Below are 17,345 nucleotides of genomic sequence, written 5' to 3'. Positions count from 1 at the left end.
TTCCGTGGCCCGGGAGGGCGGGAATCGAGTGTCCCGCGTCACATACGGGCGGGGCGACGGGTTCCGACGATGTGGCCGATGCGATGCGATGCGATGCGATGCGATGCGATGCCATGCGGGACGCGGCCCGGGACGTGCGGGTGGATTTCGCCGCGGAAGCGGTAGAAGCACGGAGAGCGGGGCAGCAGCGACACCATGGATCACACACCACTCCGTGCCGTCGCACTCGTCTGCACCCTCTCGCCGTCCCCCGCCCGCTCCAGCTCGCAGCTGCTGGCCGAACAGACCATGACCGCCCTCGGCGAGCATGGCGTGACCGGGAAGGTGATCCGTGTCGTGGATCACGACGTGAAACCCGGCGTGAAGACCGACATGGGCGACGGAGACGCGTGGCCGGAGATCCGGGACACGATCCTGGGCTGCGACATCCTCATCCTGTCCACCCCGATCTGGCTCGGGCACCCCTCCAGCCTCGCCCAGCGGGTGCTGGAGCGGCTGGACGCCGAACTCTCCGAGACCGACGACGAAGGCCGCATGCTCACCTACGGCAAGGTCGCGGGCGTGTGCGTGGTCGGCAACGAGGACGGCGCCCACAACGTCAGCGCCAATCTCTTCCAGGGATTGAACGACGTCGGCTTCACCCTGCCCGCGAACGCGGTCACCTACTGGGTCGGCGAGGCCATGCATGGCACCGACTACCAGGACCTGGACAAAACCCCCGAGAAGACCGCCGCCACCACGGCCACGCTCGCCGCCAACGCCGCCCACCTCGCGCGCCGCCTCAAGGGCGCCTCGTACCCGCCCAGCTGACGCCGCCGAGCTGGGCCGTTCGGCCGATCGGCCGTCGCCGTGCCGTCCGGGTGGGGCTCCCCGGGGCCCGCTGGCCGTCCATCGGCGCGGAGGACTGAGCCCGGCGCGGACGACTGAGCAGAGGCGCGCGGGCGCGCCCCCGGCGGCCAGCGTGGCTCCTCCGCCGGCGCCGGGCCGGGGTTCATACTGAGGGATCGTGCGAGTAGCGATCATGACGGTTGGTTCGCGTGGTGACGTGGCGCCCTTCACCGGGCTCGCCGAGGGGCTGGTGGACGCCGGGCACGAGGTCACCGTCGTGACGCACGGCCGGTTCGAGTCGTTGGTCTCCACCACCAGGGCCGGATTCCATCCATTGCCCGTCGATCCGCAGGCCGAACTCCGGTCGGAGTGGGGGAGCACCCTGCACCGCAGCGGGACCGGGCCGGGGAAGCTGGTGCGGGTGGTGGCCATGGCCAGGGCCCTGGCCGGGGACATGACGGAGGCGCTCCTCCGGGCCGCGCGTTCCAGTGACATCCTCCTGCTGTCCGGATCGGTGGCGCCCCTGGGCTACGCCATCGCCGAAGGGCTCGCTCTGCCCAGCATCGGTCTCCACCTCCAACCCCTCCACCCCACACGCCAGTTCGCCCCGCCCATGACGGGAGGCGGCTCCTGGGGCGCGCTCGCCAACAGAGCCGCCGGGCATGGCGTGAACCTTGCCCTCGACCAGATCTACGCCCCCGCCGCGCATGCCCTGCGCCGGCGGCTCGGCCTGCCGCCCCGCACCCTCCAGGGCCAGCGCCGGGCGCGCGAGCGGCGGCGCTGGCCCGTACTGCACGGCTACAGCCCGCATGTCGCTCCCCGGCCGAGGGACTGGCGGCCGGGCCTGGACGCCACGGGCTACTGGTGGCCGCCCGACACCTCAACCCAACTGCCCTCCGCCCTGCGCGACTTCCTCGCCGCGGGACCCGCACCCGTCTTCATCGGCACGGGCAGCATCACCGTCCCCGACCCGTCCCGCTTCAGCGGCCAGATCCGCGAGGCGCTGCGTACGGCGGGTCTGCGCGGCGTGATCCAAGAAGGCTGGGCCGGACTGCGCGTCGACGGCGACGACATGATCACCATCGGCGAAGTCCCCCACAGCCTCCTCTTCCCGCACATGGCCGCCGTCGTCCACCACGCCGGCGCCGGCACCACCGCCGCCGGACTGCGCGCCGGGGTCCCCGCGGTGCCGGTGCCCATCCACTTCGCCGCGGGCTTCTGGGCCGGCCGCCTGGTCCGGCTCGGCGTGGCGCCCGACGCGATCCCGCTGCGGCAGCTGACCTCCGCCCGCCTCGCCGCCGCGCTGACGGCCGCGACCCGCGACGCGGGCCCCCGCCGCCGCGCCCGCGCGATCGCCGCCCGACTGGCCGACGAGGACGGCGTACGGCCCGTGCTGGAGGCCGTCGAACGCGCGGCCCGCTGACGGGGACTCACGGCGCGGGCACCGCGACCCAGCCCTTGTGGTCACACTGGTCAGGGCCCGGCGGCATGGTGGTTCCTGGCCGTCATGGCGCGAGGCGTACGGTCCGCCAGCCCTCGGCGGTACGGTCGTAGCGCAGCCGCTCGTGCAGCCGGCCGGAGCCGTTCGCCCAGAACTCGATTTCCTCCGGGACGAGTTCGAGGCCTATGTACCGCTCGGGGCGGGGCAGCGGTCCGGCGGCGGCAAGCTGGTCGGCGCGGGCGCGCAGCTCCGCCACGTCGTCCAGGCCGTCCAGCGGCCTGCTCTGGCGGGACGCGGCCGTCATCGCATGGGTGAACGGCGGCCGGGACGCCCACAGCGCGTCCGCATCGGCGGCGGAAAGTCTGCGTACCGGCCCGCGGACAGCGACCTGCCTGCTGGTCTCCCGCCAGTAGAGCAGCCCCGACGCCCAGGCGTTGTCGCGCAGTTCGCGCTCCTTGCGGCTGCCGTCATGGGTGGCGAAGACCAGGCCCGTCTCGGTGAGCCGGTTCAGGACGACGGTCCGGGAGGAGGGGCGCCCCTGCGCGTCGGCCGTGGCGAGGGCGAGCGCGCGCGGCTCGCGCACCCCGACCGTCACCGCGTGCTCCAGCCAGCGCCGCAGCAGCCCGATCGGTTCCGACGGCGGGGCGGCGTACTCGGGGAAGTCGGCCTCGACGGTTCCGGTGAGGCTCTCCGACCCGGCTGCGGCGTTGTGCTCAGACATGGATCCTCCCGTGTGCCACGGTGACGCCCTCGCCACCGACTTCGACCGACAGTACGTGGCCATGCGTGGCCCTGACCCTGACAACCATCCGAGAGGGGCGGACGATTTCGGCCCCCTGCACCATCTCGACGAACCGGCCGAAGGGGACCTGCCCGGTGCGCGGAGTCGTGGACCGCGAGCGGTCCGGCGGCCGAGCCGATGGCCGCGTCCTCGACCACGCCGTACGCGAACGAGAACATCCGGGCTGCGCCAGCGGCGCCGGAGCGGGCAAGGCAGTTGGCGGCCAGGTCCTCGAAGGCCGCGAGCGGGCAGTGGTCCGGGGTGAGCTCCGACAGGGCCCGGACGCCGTCGACCGCACCGTACGCAGAGCGCCGGCCGGCGCTGCCCGGGCCGCGCTTCTCGGGGACCTCGGCGCAGTCGGTGAGGGTGTGCGGCCCCGGTACGGCCAGGCGGCAGGCCGGATCGTGGCGTTGAGAGCGTTCTTGGAGCCCAGGGGCGGCGCGACGTACGGGGCCGCGGCGGCCCACGCCTGGCGCGGTGCCCGCCCACGGCAGGCGGGCCTGAACTCCGTGAGCACCGCTCGCACGTGCCGTGCGGCGCGGGCCGCGCGCGGGCACTACGGTCTCCAGCTCGTACCCGGTGAGCACCGCGCACGGCGGCCGCCCGGCCGCCTCCTCACCCAGCCGCGCCGCCGGCCTCTCCGCCGCGTCGCCCCGGTCGGCGAGGTACGTGCGGTAGTGGGCGGTGTGGAGCCGGGGGCGGGCGGCTGCCCCACCCGCGCCCGACCCGCGACGATCCAACCCCGCCCGTACGCGGAGTCGTACAGGGCGTCCGAGCTGAGGGCGCCGGGACCGGCCTCGGGGCAGCCGCCCCGGAGGGCCGACGGCCGGCAGGTACCGGGCGGCGCGACGCGGCCAGTTCCCCGACCAGTCCGGCCCCCGGGTCGGGGGACCAGAGCGCGCAGACCGGCCCGGGGCCGCCCGGACCAGCGCCGTACCTGCGCGACCAGGGCGTCCCGGTCGGATGCGCCGCGCGGGCCGACCACCGAGGTACCCGGTCGATCGGCTGGGCCCGGGAGGGCCCCGCTCCGGCGTGGCCGGGATCGACATTCGGTCGACCCGTGCTGGGAGCGCTCTCAGAACGGGCGGCGTCCCGTACGGCGTGCGGAGGGCTTCCACGGCCCCGGTGACCTGCTGCGACCAGGGCGCTCAAACCGCGTCTGACCAGCAGAAACACTCGGCGGACCGGCCCCGGCCGCCACCGCTGCGGCCGCGCGTGCCCGACCTCCGGCCGGGCCGGACGCCCGCTCCCTTTCGGACACTTCGCTGCCGCCCCACCGCGGACGCGGCGTGTTCGGCAGCCCGCGGCGCCCGGCCCGACTCTACGATTGTGCGAACCATTGATGGGCACATGTATCCGATTTGTGCCTGCGATTGGCAGGCCCCGCCACGGCGGCGGCACGCCGACATGGGGGGAATTCGAGTGCTTAGTTCATTACGGACCATGGAGGCCGGGTCCGGCAGCGCGGATCCGGGACAGCGGATCCCCGTCGTCGTCCACACCGCGGATCCCATCTCCCGGGCGGGCGCGGTCAGTCAGCTGCGCCAGCACCCGGCCGTCGAGCTCCGCGAGGGCACCGAGGTCAGGCCCGGGACCGTGGCGGTGCTGATCGGGGAGACGCCGGACGAGCCCATGCTGGCGCAGCTGCGCAGACTGGTCCGCAGCGAAGGCGCCCGCGCCGTCCTCGTCGTGAGCGCGGTCCGGGAGGCCGAACTCCTCGACGTCATCGAGTGCGGGGTCGGCGCCGTCGTCTGGCGCCACGAAGCGACCGCGCACCGCCTGCTGCAGGCCGTGCTCGCCGCCTCCCGCGGCGACGGCGACCTGCCGGCCGACCTCCTCGGCCGTCTCATGACCCAGGTGGGTACGCTCCAGCGCTCCGCCGCGGGCCACCCCGGCACCCCCACCTCGGGCCTCGTGGCCCGCGAGGTCGACGTCCTGCGGCTGGTCGCCGAAGGGCTGGACACCGGCGAGATCGCGGGCAAGCTCTCCTACTCCGAGCGCACCGTCAAGAACGTCATGCACGGGCTGACCACCCGCCTGCATCTGCGCAACCGCGCCCACGCCGTGGCCTACGCCCTGCGCGAGGGCTACATCTGACCGCGCGGGCAGCCCCGGGGGCAGCCGCGGAGGTCCGTACGGCCCAAGGGTCCGCCCCTTCGCCTTCCCCGGAGCGCCTGCGGCGGCGGGTGCGGCGCGGTGAAGAATCGTCAGCAGGCGAGGCAGCACGTACGCGGCAGCACGTACACGGCAAGGTGGGAGCGCGTTCAGTGATCCATGAGGTGGACGACGTCCTCAAGAGGATGCTCACCGGCGGCGCACTCGCCGGCTCCGGCATCGACGTCGCCCTGGAGGCCCCCACCCGCGACTGGGCCGCCCGGCGCAACGCCCCCACGATCAACGCCTACTTGTACGACATCCGCGAGGACGTCACCCGCCGCCAGCGCGGAACGGTGCCGGTCACGGACGAACGCGGCGCGGTCCTCAAACGGCGCCAGCCACCCCGCTGGTTCCGGCTGTCGTACCTCGTCACCGCCTGGACGAAGCAACCCCAGGACGAACACCGCCTGCTGTCGGCGGTGCTGGCGACCCTGCTGCCCCGCGAGATCCTGCCCGCCGAAGAACTCCCCGGCTCGCTGGGCGCGTTGGGGCTGTCCGTACCCCTCACGGTCGCCGGGATCCAGAGCGAGTCCCGGTCCTTGGCCGAGATCTGGTCCGCGCTCGGCGGCGAACTCAAGCCCTCGCTGGACGTGGTGGTGACCGCACCCTTCCCGGCGTTCCCCGAGTACGAAGCCGGGCCGCCGGTCACGGAGGGCGCGGCGGTGCGGGTACGCGGAATCGACGGCACCCTGGAAGGATCGCCGGAGCGCCGGCACCGGCTGCCCACCTCCGGCGGCGACACCCCAGGCGCTGGCCTCCCGGACACCGGCCGCGTGAGCGGGGAGGCGCGGCGGCGATGACGACGTACGCCTCCACCCACCCCGCCGGCTCCACGCCGGACCGACCCGTTCCCCGCAGCGAGCCTGACCCGGCCACCGCGCTCCTGGCCCGGCTGGCACGGCTCCGCGAGCGGGTCGCCCGGCTGGTCGAGCTGCGGGGCGCCGACGATCCCACGGCCGCGGACCCCCTGCGCGGCCTGTACCTGTCCGAGGAGGCGGTACGTCACGTACTCGGCTCCTCGCCCCGGCACCACGGTCTGGATGAGGGAGCCTGGAGCCCCTCCCATGACGCCTCGGCGCCGGACCGGGCGGCGCGGCTCGCCGTGCGGCTCGGGCTCGGGGAGCTGGAGACCGAGCTGCTGCTCATCGCCCTCGCGCCCGACCTCGACCGGGACTTCGAGCCGCTGTACGCCTACCTCAACGACGACGTCAGCAGGCGCCGGGCGACGACAGGGCTCGCCCTCGACCTCTGCGGCATCCCCGCGCACCGGCCCGAGTCCCGGGCCCTCCTCCAGCCGACGGCGTCGCTGTCCGCGCTCGGACTGGTCGAGGTCGAGGAGCCCGAACGGCCCTTCCTCAGCCGCTCCTTGCGCGTGCCCGACCGGATCGTCGCCCATCTCCTCGGCGACGACACACCGGACGCCGCGCTCTCCGGCCGCGTACGCCCGCTCGCGGCGCCCCACGGACCGTACGACGAGGAGTTCACCCGCAGGCTCGCCGACCGGCTGGCCGCGGGTCCGCTCACCGTCCATCTGCGCGAGCACCGGGAGGGCGACGGGCTCACCTGGGCCGCGGCGGCGCTGGCCGCGGCCGGTCTGGACGCCCTGCACTACACGCCCGCCGTCGCCGCCCCCGGCCCCGACACCGGCCCTGGCTCCGTCCCCGGCCCCGAGCCGTTCGCCGCGCTGCTGCGTGAGGCCCGGCTGCGGGGCCTGGCGCTCGTCGTGTCGCCGCTGCCGGCCGCTGCCGGGCCGCTGATCAGAGCCCTGGCCGTGGACGACGTACCGGTGCTGTTCACCGGCACCGGCCCGTACGACCCCCAGTGGTGCGACCGCGACCCGCTGGTCCTCGACGCGCCGCGGCTGCCGGCGGGCGCCGCCGACGTGTGGGCGGCGGCCCTCGGCGACGCGGCGACCGGTGCCGCCTTCGACCTGGCGGCCACCGTCGCCCCGTACCGCCTCGGCGCGGACCGTGTCACCCGGGCCGCGCGCGCCGCCCTGGACCTCGCCGCGTTCGACGGCACACCGCTGACCGGGACCCATGTCCGGCTGGCCGCCCGCCGGCAGTCCGCGTCCGGGCTGGAGCGGCACGCCCGCCGGATCCGGCCGGACGTCGGCTGGGAGGACCTCGTCCTGCCCGAGCGGCCACGCGCCCAACTCGGGGAACTCGCCCTGCGCGCCCGCCACCGCGACCGGGTCCTCGGAGACTGGCGGCTCAGCGCCGGCGGCGGCCGGGGGCGCGGTGTGCTGGGACTCTTCGCCGGCGAGTCCGGCACCGGCAAGACACTCTCCGCCGAAGTCGTCGCCGCCGAACTGGGCCTCGATCTCTACGTGGTGCAGCTGTCGTCCGTCGTCGACAAATACGTGGGCGAGACCGAGAAGAACCTGGAACGGATCTTCACGGAGGCCGACCGGACCGACGCCGTACTCCTCTTCGACGAGGCCGACTCCGTCTTCGGCAAACGCTCTGAGGTCAAGGACGCGCACGACCGCTACGCCAACATGGAGAGCGCCTACCTCCTCCAGCGGCTGGAGTCCTTCGACGGTATCGCCGTGCTCACCACCAACTTGCGGGCCAACATCGACGAGGCGTTCACCCGGCGCCTGGATCTGGTGATCGACTTCCCGTTCCCCGACGCGGAGCAGCGGCTGGCCCTGTGGCGGCACGCCCTCGGGCGCGTGCCCTGCGCGGACGGCACCGACGCGGGGGTGTGCGCCCGTGACTTCGAGCTGGCCGGGGGATCGATCCGCAGCGCCGTTGTCACCGCGGCGTACGCCGCCGCCGGCCGTGGCGAACCGGTCACCACGGCCGACCTGCTGGAGGGCGCCCGCCGCGAGTACCGCAAGGCGGGGCGGCTGGTACCGGGCGAGGGCGGCTGGTAGCGAACTCCTCCCCGACCTCAGCGCCGAATTTCGAGCCGCGCCCTCTCGTTCGGCGTCGCTCCACCCGATCGAGGGCGCCGAGCAGATCGCCCGCTTCTTCGCCGACCGGACCCTTCCGGGTCGGCTGGCGGTCGAGGAGTGCACGGTCAACGGTCAGCCCGGTCTGGCAGCACACCTGGACGGCGCCGTGCTGTCGGTGTACGCGTTCGACATCACGGACGGCAGGATCCGACGGATCTGGGCCGTGCTCAACCCCGAGAAGCTCCGGCCCTGGAAGAGGCGATGACCGTGGTGGTCACTTCACGCGCCACTTCTGGTTCGGGGTCCCCGCACACGTCCACAGCAGGAGCTTCGTCCAGTTGGCGGTGCCGTGGTTGTCGGCGTCCACGCACTTGTCCGCCTGCGGGTTCACGAGGTCGCCCTCGCCGCTGAGGACGAACTGCTGGGCCGGGTTGCCGCTGCACCGGGCCAGCTGGATGGCGGCGCCGTTGTCGCGGGAGCCGTTCGCGACGTCCATGCACAGGCCGAGCGAGCGGACCGTGCCGTCGCCCCGGAACTCCCACTTCTGGTTGGCGCTGCCCCTGCAGTCCCAGAGGTGGAGCTGGGTGCCGTCGCGGCCGATGCCGTCCTGCGCGTTCGGCACGTCGATACAGCGCTTCGAGCCCTTTCCGATGATCATGGAACCGACGGCGGCCGGCTTGTCGGGCGGCGGGGGCGCGCCGCCCGAACCGCCACCGGTCCCGCCACCGGATGCCGCACCGTCCGAGTCCGGTTCGCCACCGCCCGTGTCCTGGCTGGGCTGCGGCGGGGGATCTTCCTTCGGGGGCTCGGGCGGGGCGGGGTCCTTGGGTGCCGGGGAGTTGGCGGGCGGGGCCGAGGGGGTGGGAGTGGGGAGGGCGGAGGCGCCTGCCTCGACCGGCTTTTCCAGCGCGGCGCTGCGGACTTGTGGCTTGTAGGCGATCCAGAGCATGACGAAGGTGATGGCGAGCGCGACGCTGACGCCGAGGAAGGTGGCGAGCCAGCCGGGGAGGAATCCGCGCTGGATGTAGGTGCCTTCGACGTCGAGGGGTGTGACTCCGGAGCGCTGCACGGCCAGGGTGTAGGGGCGCTGTTCTTTGGAGCCGAACCAGATGATGTCGCGGGGTTTGAGGGTGGTGTTGACGAAGGCGGCGCGGCCGGGCTCGATCTGGACGCTGGAGGGGTGAATCTCGTAGGAGAGGTGGTCGCCGTTGTCGCTGCCGCTGACCGATGCCGTGAGTTTGGTGTTGCCGAGGTTGTCGATGGCCAGCTTGGGCCGTCCGCGCAGCCGTCCCTTGACGGTGGGCGGGACGAGTTCGGCGCGTACCTCGGTGAAGGGGGTGACGGTCAGGTGGCCCTCGGGGACGGTCGTGGCCTCGGGGTGCTCGGTGGGTGTGATGCGTACGGCGTACGGGTGTGGTCCGGCCGCGGCGTCGGGGGTGCGGGGCGGCGCGATCGTCAGTTCCACCGTGCCCGTGGTGCCGGGATAGAGGCGGAGGGTCTGCGGCTCCACCGTCGTCCAGGGGGCGACGTCGCCGACCGCCTCGAAGCGGTACTCGTCGACGACGTCCCCGGTGTTGCGTAACCGCAGTCGTACGGTCGTCGTACCGCCGGGATCCACCGTGGCCGACGCGGGTTCCAGAGAAGTCCAAAGGCTCACGTTCGGACGCTAGCCGCGGGGCCGGGGCCGGGGCAGGAGCCGCAGGGGTACGGTCGCTGCCCGCAGGGGCAGCGCGCCCTGCCCCGTACGCGCGGCCGCGGCCCCGCCTTCGCCGCCGCGGCCCCGTCCGACTCCGCGGGAACGGCTATGCGGGCGGCGCGGCGAGCAGCTTGTTGAAGTACATCCTGCCGACCCGCGCCTTGATCTTGTCGCGCATCGGCGCCTTCGCCATGCCCTTGCCCTCGATCGCGTCGTACTTGTCGTCCTTGAGCTCCTCGATGATCGCGTTCAGCAACCGCTGCTGCGAACCGTCGGGGTCGACGCCCTGCTGCGCGAGATAGTCGTTGAGCGCCTTCCAGGGATTGCCCAGATTGATCCCCTGCGCCGTGGCCGCCGCCCTGATCGAGGAGGGCGTGGTGTTGTCGTCGGAGGTGTAGAAGCTGCGCATCTCGCCCGTGAGGCGGTTCTCGTTCACCAGCACGTTGTGGTACTCGACCAGCGCCCGCCGGCCGCCGGACATGTCGACGTTGAACCCGGCCTCGTGCTGCTGGAGATGGCCCATCTCGTGCTGGATGGTCTGCGACACGGTGAAGCCGGGGGACGGATTGCTGTTCGTCACGATGATGCCGTGCTGGGCGAAGTATCCGCCGCCGCCGGCGTTCCTGACCGCGTCTGCGGCGGGCTGCGCCGGATCACCGCCGTTCATGGCGTGGATGCTCAACTGAGCGTCCTGGGCGCTGAGTCCGACGCAGTGCCCCGCCGGGTAGTCGGCGAACCGGGTGTCCGCCGGAATGCCCTCCGGAACCTCCACGATCTTCACGGTGCCGGTGATGCCGAGCGTCGCCCGGGCGCTGTCGATCACCTCCGAGTCCAGGACGCGCTGCACGGGAGCGGCCCCGCCGGCCTCCGCCGCCCTGCCGCCGCCCCCGGCGGTGGTACGGGCGCGCTGCACCGGCGGAGCACCGCTCATCACCCGCCGGGCCGTGTCCTCCGCCTGCCGCTCCGCCCAGTCGGACGGGTCCGAGATCTTCAGCCCCGAACCGTTGTCGGTGCCGGGGACGGCGCCTTGGCTCTGCTGGCGGTAATGGTCCAGCTCGTGGGCGAGGGTGTGCTTGTCCTGACCGTCCCAGACCACGTGCGAGCCGGAGGTGTACGCCTTGGCGCCGATCTCCGTCGCGGACCGCTGGGCGACCGCGTCGGTGTGGACACGTACGCCGCTGAAGTCGTCGCCGCCGAACCGGGCCTCCATCTCGCTCCTCAGCGGCGCGTCCAGCGGCCGGCCCGGGGAACGCAGCACCTCGTGCACCGCGGAGCGCTGGACCGTCGAGTCCTGGGCCGCGGGCCCGTGTCCGCAGTTCGCGCCGTGCTCGTGGCGCTCCTCGGCAACGGCCTGGGCCACGGCGGCGTTGCCCGCCGCGCGCTGGAGCGCCAGGAGCTGGAGCGCGGGTGTGGTCAACGGCGCCTTCGGGCGGGCTCTGTCCCGGTCACCGGCCCGGTCGGCCCGCTGTTCGTGTGCGCGCACGATGCTCTCCTCGCTGGTTGGCATCCCAGCGTTACCCGTTCGCGGCGGCCCCCGGGAGAGCCTTGAGGGCAGTCCCAAGGGCAGCCTCGGGGGTGGGTGCGGCCCAGCGGGCGCTCCCGGGGCGCGGTGAACTGCCCCTGCGGGCAACGGCGGTGCCCCCGAGCAGGTACCGCAGGACGTTTCGGGTGACACGCCGCGCGCGTGAGGGTGGAAGCCGTCCTGTCGCGTACCCCGAGGAGAGCAGAGCATGCCGTCCTACCTGTCGCCCGGCGTATACGTCGAGGAGGTGGCCAGTGGCTCGCGTCCCATCGAAGGGGTGGGAACCTCGGTGGCGGCCTTCGTGGGGCTAGCGCCCACCGGTCCGCTGAACGAACCGACGCTGGTGACCAACTGGACGCAGTACGTCGCGGCCTTCGGTGACTTCACCGACGGGTACTACCTTGCGCACAGCGTCTACGGCTTCTTCAACAACGGCGGCACGGCCGCCTACGTCGTACGTGTCGGCGGCGCCCCCGAGGGAGCGTCCGACACCGCCCCGGCCGCCGCGAACGCCGCCCCGGTGTCCGGCTCCGCGGCCCCGGCCGCCCTGCCGCCGGGGGAGCCCCGGCAGCTCGGCACCTTCACCGTCAGCGCCGTCGCCCCCGGCTCGCTGAGCGTCGAGGTCGCCGACCCGGAGGGCGACGGACCGGCCGAACGGTTCAAGCTGATCGTGAAGGACGGCGACACCGTCGCCGAGACGTTCGACGTGACCGCGAAGAAGAGCGGGCGCAACTACGTGGTCACGCAGGTCAAGGAGCGCTCCCGGCTCATCGCCGTCCAGGAGGCGGCGCCGGCCGCGCAGCTGGCCCGGCCCGACAACCAGACCGTGGCGCTGGTGGCCCCCGCCCCCGCCCCGGCTGCCCCCGCCAGCCCTGCCGTCCCCTCCGGCACGGCGGCCGCGCACCCCGGCCCCGCCGAGTACCTCGGCGACTCGGCCGACCGCACCGGCTTCGGCGGCCTGGAGGCGGTCGACGAGGTGTCGATGGTCGCCGTGCCCGACCTGATGGCCGCCTACCAGCGTGGCGCGATCGACCTGGAGGCCGTGAAGGCGGTCCAGCTCGGACTGATCGCCCACTGTGAACTGATGGGGGACCGGGTCGCCGTCATCGACCCGCCGCCCGGCCTGAACGCCCGCCAGATCCGGGTCTGGCGCCAGGAGACCGCCGGATACGACTCCAAGTACGCCGCCCTCTACTACCCCTGGATCAAGGCCTTCGACCCGGCCACCGGCCAGACCCGTACGATCCCGCCGAGCGGCCACATCGCCGGCATCTGGGCCCGCAACGACTTCGAGCGGGGCGTGCACAAGGCGCCCGCGAACGAGGTCGTCCGCGGCGCGGTGGACCTGGAGATCCAGATCACCCGCGGCGAGCAGGACCTGCTCAACCCCATCGGGGTCAACTGCATCCGGGCCTTCCCGGGCCGCGGCATCCGCGTCTGGGGTGCGCGCACCCTCTCCTCCGACCCGGCCTGGCGCTACCTGAACGTGCGGCGGTACTTCAACTACCTGGAGGAGTCGATCCTGATCGGCACCCAGTGGGTGGTGTTCGAGCCGAACGACCACGCGCTGTGGGCCCGGATCCGCCGCAACGTCTCGGCCTTCCTGGTCAACGAGTGGCGCAACGGCGCCCTCTTCGGCGCCCGGCCGGAAGAGGCGTACTACGTCAAGTGTGACGAGGAGACCAACCCCCAGGAGTCGGTCGACCTCGGCCGGGTCATCTGCGAGATCGGCATCGCACCGGTCAAGCCCGCCGAGTTCGTGATCTTCCGGCTGGCCCAGTTCTCCAGCGGCAACGGCGAACTGGAGGAGTAGTCCTCCCGCCCCCGCCCCCGCCCGTCGTCCCCGATTCGCCGTACGAGCCAAGCCACAAGCCCCTAGAAGGACAGAGAACAGATGAGTCTCCAGCCGGGTGACGCCCTCACCTCACATAATTTCGGCCTTCAGATCGACGGCGTGATGGTCGAGTACCTCGCCGAGGTCAGCGGCCTCAGTCTCGAACAGGACGTCATCGAGTACCAGCAGGTCTCCGCGCAGGGCAAGCCCGTGACGAAGAAGCTGCCCGGTGTGAAGAAGGCCGGCACGTGCACCGTCGTACGCGGTATGACGCAGTCGGCGGCCTTCAACCAGTGGATCACCGAGTCGGTGAACGGCGCGATGTCCACCGCGCGGAAGAACGCCACCATCATGGTGATGGACTATCAGAACAATCCGGTCAAGCGGTACAACATGCGCAACGCCTGGTGCAGCAAGATCGACACCAGCACGGTGAAGGCCGGCGAGGCGTCCGCGCTCACCGAGACCGTGACCATCACGTTCGAAGAACTGGTCATCGAGTAATGCGGCGTACTGCTCCCCGGGCGGGTGCGGGCGTCGGGGCCGGCGCGGGCGTCGGCGCGGGTCCTGGCGCGGGTCCGGCTGCGGCGCTCGCGGACGGCCCACCCGTACCCGCGGAGACCGGGACGGAGCCGGAGCGGCAGACCGCCGCGCCGGCTCCCGCCCCGGCGGCCGAACGGCTGCTGACGGAGTTCGCCTTCGAGCTGCCACGCGGCTACGTCGACGACTCCGGCACCGTGCACCGCCACGGAGTCATGCGGCTCGCCACCGCCCGGGACGAGCTGGTGCCGCTGCGCGACATGCGCGTGCAGGAGAACCCGGCCTACCTGTCGGTGGTCCTGCTCGGCCGGGTGATCACCCGGCTCGGCACGCTGCCGCTGGTGCACGACGGGGTGGTGGAGAACATGTTCGCCTCCGACCTGGCCTTCCTGCAGGACTTCTACCGCCAGATCAACGCCGAGGGCCACACCAGGGCGGGCGTCACCTGCCCCCACTGCGAGCAGCCGTTCGAGGTCGAACTCGGCGGGAGCCGCCTGGGGGAATCGTGACGTACGCGACCGACCGTCTCCACGAGGAGATCGCGTACATCGCCTACCACTTCCACTGGAGCCTGGAGGAGATCCTGAACCTCGAACACCGCGACCGCCGCCGGTACACCGACCAGATCGCGGGACTCGTCATGCGCGCCTCGGCGAAGGGGTAGGGCGTGGGACTCCTCAGCAGGTTCAGGGACGGTGGCCGACGGCGACGGGCGGCGGCGGAGGACGCGACGACGCCGTCCGGTGTGGCTACGGGTGCTGGTGTGGATGTGGCTGCCGGCACCGGCACCGGACCGGGTGTGGCCAGGTCCGCCGGGTGGTCCGCACTGCCGCCGATCCAGCGCGTGACCGCCGCGTCGGCGGGCCCGGTCGCCGACACCGGCTTCGGCGCCCGGCTCACGACCTGGCAGAGCCCGGCCTTCGCCGCCCCGCTGTCGCACGCCGTGCTCGACGGGGCACCGGGCGGGCTGGTCCACGGTGTACTGACCGCAGCCTCCTCGCCCGCCTCCGGTATCGAACTGCCCTCGCTCTCCCTGCCGGTGGCAGCGGCGGAGGAGGACAACCCGATACCCGTACGGCCCTGGACCCCGCCGGCCGTCACGGTCACCCCGCTGTCCCGCCCGGCCACGCCCTCGGCCGCCTCCGCCGTACAGCGCCGCACGCTGGCGACTGTGGCGGGCGGGGTGCCCTCCGGGGAGAAGGCGGGTGCCCCGGCCCGGGAGGAGGGGACGCCCGCGTCGGCGCGTCGACTGCCTGGCAGTGGCTCCGAGGCCGGTACCGCGTCTGAGGCGGTACGTCGACGGCCCCCGACCGCCGCGCCGGCGGACACGACGCCGCTCGAACACACCTCGGCCGAACCGATACCGGCTGTCCAGCGCGCCCCCGGGGGCTCGGTCCCCGAACCCTCCCAGTCACGGCCAGTCCCCCCTCCGGTACGGGCCCTTGCCCCGGCCCGCGCGCTCACCGCCGCGCTGCCGCAGGCGTCCCAGGCCTCCGTGCACTCCCGGCAGTCGCCCCCGACGGCCGTACCACTGCGCCGAGTTCGCTCGGCTTCCGCAGCAGCCTCGACGGCGCCCGAGCCGTCTCGCCCGGCACCGGGCGTACCGTCCGTGCGGCGCGAACCGGCTGCGTCGGGCCGGGCGGCGGAGCCGCCTGGGCCGGGGGCCGCAGCACCCTCTGCGCAGCGCCGCCCGGCTGCGTCGGGCCCGTTCGCCGAGCCGTCTCGTCCGGGGCACCCCCGGCCTGCAACGATCGCGACCGGCTCGGCCCTCCCCGAGCTGCCGCGGCCGGGCGTCGGCGTACCGTCCGTGCAGCGCCGACCGGCCGGGCTGGTGGGCCCGGGGGCCCAGTCGCCGTCCTCCGCGCTGAGCCGAGCGACTGCTTCGGGAGCGCCGGTGGGTCTCGCGCCCGAGCCGTCTCGCCAGGGGGAGCGGCCCGCAACGCTCGTGACTGGCCCAACCGTTCCCGAGTCGCCTCGGCCCGGAGCCGCAGCACCAGCTGCGTCGGGCCCGGCGCCTGAGCCGTCTCGGCCGGGGGCCGCAGTACCGTCTGTGCAGCGTCGGCCGGCAGTGTCTGGCCCGGCGGCCGAGGCGCCTCGCCAGGGGGAGCGGCCTGCATCGTTCGGGACTGGCTCGGCCGTTCTCGAGTCGCCTCGGCCGGGGGGCGCAGTTCGGTCTGTGCAGCGTCGGCCGGCTGTGTCTGGCCCGGCGGCCGAGCCGTCTCGGTCGGGGGAGCACCGGCCGTTCGCGACCGGCTTGGCGGCGGCCGTACCGTCGGCGGAGCACCGGCTGGCTGGGTCGGCGTCGTCGGCGCCTCCGCCCGGTGCGGCCGTACCGTCCGGTGAGCGTCGACCGGGCACGTCGGGATTGCCGGTGGTTTCCGATCCACGCCGGTCGGAGGCGGCCGCACCTGCCGTGCAGGGCAGGCCGGTCGGGTCGGCCTCGGCGCCGAGTGCGATGTCTCCGTCGCTTGGGCCGGGTGCGGCCGTACCGTCTGTGCAGCAACGGCCCGGCGGGTCGGGCGCGGCGGTAAGCCCGGCGCCTGAGTCGTCTCGGTCAGGGGCCGCAGTACCGTCTGTGCAGCAAAGGCCCGGCGGGTCCGGCCCGGCCGTGGGTTTCGTGTCCGCGCCGCCTCGCCCGGGGCAGCACGCAACCTCCGTCCAGCGCCGCCCCGCCGTGGCGTCCGCCGACCCCTCGGCAGGGGTGCCTCGGCCGGAAACCACCTCTCCCGCCCCGCAGTTCGACGCCGTACCTGTCGTGTCTCCGACGGGACACGTGTCCCCGACCGCAGGCGCCGACGTCGTACAGCGGCTCACCGCCCCGACCTCGCGGCCGCGGCCTGGTCTCGGCGCCCCTGTGGCGCGGCGGCCCGTCGGCGATGAGCCGTCGCCGACCGCCCGGAGCGTTCCCGTGGCAGCCGGGCCCGTTCATACCCCCGCCCCCCGCCGCGACGGCAGCACCCACCCGGCCGCGCCCGGGCGTCATGCGTCGAACGTGCCCGGCCGCGGCGACGGGCCCGCCCCGGTGGTGCAGCGCGCCGACGTCAGTCCCAACGCGGCGCCCGTCCCCGACGCCGCCCCGATCCCGCCGGTCCGCCCTGCACCGCCCGTACCGACGCCCGTGGTCCAGCGTGCTGCCGCCGCCCCCATGTCTCCGCCGAGGCCGGGGCTCGCGCCCCCGCTGCCGACCGTCCCGGTTGCCGAGCGGGGGAGCGTCGCGGAGGCGGCTTCGGTGCAGCGTGCCGCGCCTGCCGCGCCTGCCCAGGCGCGCCCTGGCGCCACCCCCACGTCCCCGCCGACGGCGTCCGGCGGGCCCTTGCCCGTACACGCCGCAGCGCCGAGGTCTGGGCCGGAGGCTCTGCCGGCCGTACGACTGACGTCCCCGCTCCCGTCCGGTCATCCGGCGCCGCCCGTCTCGGCCGAGAACAAGGGTCTCCCGGAGGCGGCTCCGATGCAGCGCGCAATGGCCGCGCCGCCCGCCACTGGCACCCCCCTGCCGACCGTGGGGCTCGCGCCCCCCACCCCGCTCAGGCCCGGGCCGGAGGCTCGGCCCGCTGTGCGTCTGACGTCCCCGCTCCCGTCCGGTCATCCGGTGCAGCGCGCAACGCAGGCCGCGCCCGCGCCCGTACAAGCTTCAGGGGCCACCC

12 protein-coding genes are annotated in these 17,345 nt (G+C 73.9%); 9 read left to right on the top strand and 3 right to left on the bottom strand.

From position 1 onward, the window contains the following. The first annotated feature begins 195 nt into the window (after positions 1-195). On the top strand, positions 196-810 hold the full coding sequence (locus IEZ01_RS25135; protein ID WP_019884214.1) for a flavodoxin family protein: 615 nt from the start codon (positions 196-198) through the stop codon (positions 808-810). 211 nt (positions 811-1,021) lie between these two features. Continuing rightward, a complete protein-coding gene (locus IEZ01_RS25130) occupies positions 1,022-2,251 on the top strand; it encodes a glycosyltransferase (RefSeq protein WP_189203903.1) in 1,230 nt (409 codons plus the stop codon). An 82-nt stretch (positions 2,252-2,333) separates the two neighbouring features. Here IEZ01_RS25130 and phzG read toward each other — a convergent pair whose 3' ends face one another. Then, entirely contained in the window at positions 2,334-2,990 is a 657-nt protein-coding gene (phzG, locus tag IEZ01_RS25125) for a phenazine biosynthesis FMN-dependent oxidase PhzG (protein ID WP_019884212.1), read from the bottom strand. Positions 2,991-4,493: 1,503 nt separating this feature from the next. Between phzG and IEZ01_RS25120 the strand changes: the two genes are divergently transcribed. From IEZ01_RS25120 to IEZ01_RS25110, 3 genes are all read left to right on the top strand, one after another. Further along, entirely contained in the window at positions 4,494-5,147 is a 654-nt protein-coding gene (locus tag IEZ01_RS25120; protein WP_019884211.1) for a helix-turn-helix transcriptional regulator, read from the top strand. A gap of 170 nt (positions 5,148-5,317) precedes the next feature. Beyond that, on the top strand, positions 5,318-6,007 hold the full coding sequence (locus tag IEZ01_RS25115) for a Pvc16 family protein (protein ID WP_189203901.1): 690 nt from the start codon (positions 5,318-5,320) through the stop codon (positions 6,005-6,007). After that, complete coding sequence (locus tag IEZ01_RS25110; RefSeq protein WP_189203899.1) at positions 6,004-8,088, top strand: ATP-binding protein; 2,085 nt, start codon at positions 6,004-6,006, stop codon at positions 8,086-8,088. Before IEZ01_RS25115 ends, IEZ01_RS25110 begins: the two co-directional genes overlap by 4 nt. A gap of 295 nt (positions 8,089-8,383) precedes the next feature. On the opposite strand, the gene IEZ01_RS25105 is transcribed toward IEZ01_RS25110, so the two are convergent. Continuing rightward, positions 8,384-9,766, bottom strand: coding sequence for a ricin-type beta-trefoil lectin domain protein (locus IEZ01_RS25105; protein ID WP_189203897.1), 1,383 nt, complete (start codon positions 9,764-9,766; stop codon positions 8,384-8,386). A gap of 145 nt (positions 9,767-9,911) precedes the next feature. After that, positions 9,912-11,288: an eCIS core domain-containing protein gene (locus tag IEZ01_RS25100; RefSeq protein WP_373287666.1), complete on the bottom strand. Its 1,377-nt coding sequence runs from the start codon at positions 11,286-11,288 to the stop codon at positions 9,912-9,914. 247 nt (positions 11,289-11,535) lie between these two features. On the opposite strand from IEZ01_RS25100, the gene IEZ01_RS25095 reads away from it, so the two are divergent. From IEZ01_RS25095 to IEZ01_RS25080, 4 genes are all read left to right on the top strand, one after another. Continuing rightward, entirely contained in the window at positions 11,536-13,140 is a 1,605-nt protein-coding gene (locus IEZ01_RS25095; protein WP_019884205.1) for a phage tail sheath subtilisin-like domain-containing protein, read from the top strand. Positions 13,141-13,221: 81 nt separating this feature from the next. Then, positions 13,222-13,665 carry a phage tail protein gene (locus IEZ01_RS25090; protein WP_019884204.1) on the top strand — a complete coding sequence of 148 codons (444 nt, stop codon included), beginning with the start codon at positions 13,222-13,224 and terminating at the stop codon, positions 13,663-13,665. Next, positions 13,665-14,210 carry a hypothetical protein gene (locus tag IEZ01_RS25085; protein ID WP_019884203.1) on the top strand — a complete coding sequence of 182 codons (546 nt, stop codon included), beginning with the start codon at positions 13,665-13,667 and terminating at the stop codon, positions 14,208-14,210. Before IEZ01_RS25090 ends, IEZ01_RS25085 begins: the two co-directional genes overlap by 1 nt. Beyond that, the gene (locus IEZ01_RS25080; protein ID WP_189203893.1) at positions 14,207-14,365 is read left to right on the top strand and encodes a DUF6760 family protein; all 159 of its coding nucleotides are present in this window, start codon (positions 14,207-14,209) and stop codon (positions 14,363-14,365) included. Before IEZ01_RS25085 ends, IEZ01_RS25080 begins: the two co-directional genes overlap by 4 nt. The last annotated feature ends 2,980 nt before the right edge of the window (positions 14,366-17,345 follow it).

The organism is Streptomyces purpureus (assembly GCF_014648195.1).
In the GTDB taxonomy this organism is placed as follows: domain Bacteria; phylum Actinomycetota; class Actinomycetes; order Streptomycetales; family Streptomycetaceae; genus Streptomyces; species Streptomyces purpureus.
This window is presented reverse-complemented; position numbering and strand designations above follow the sequence as displayed.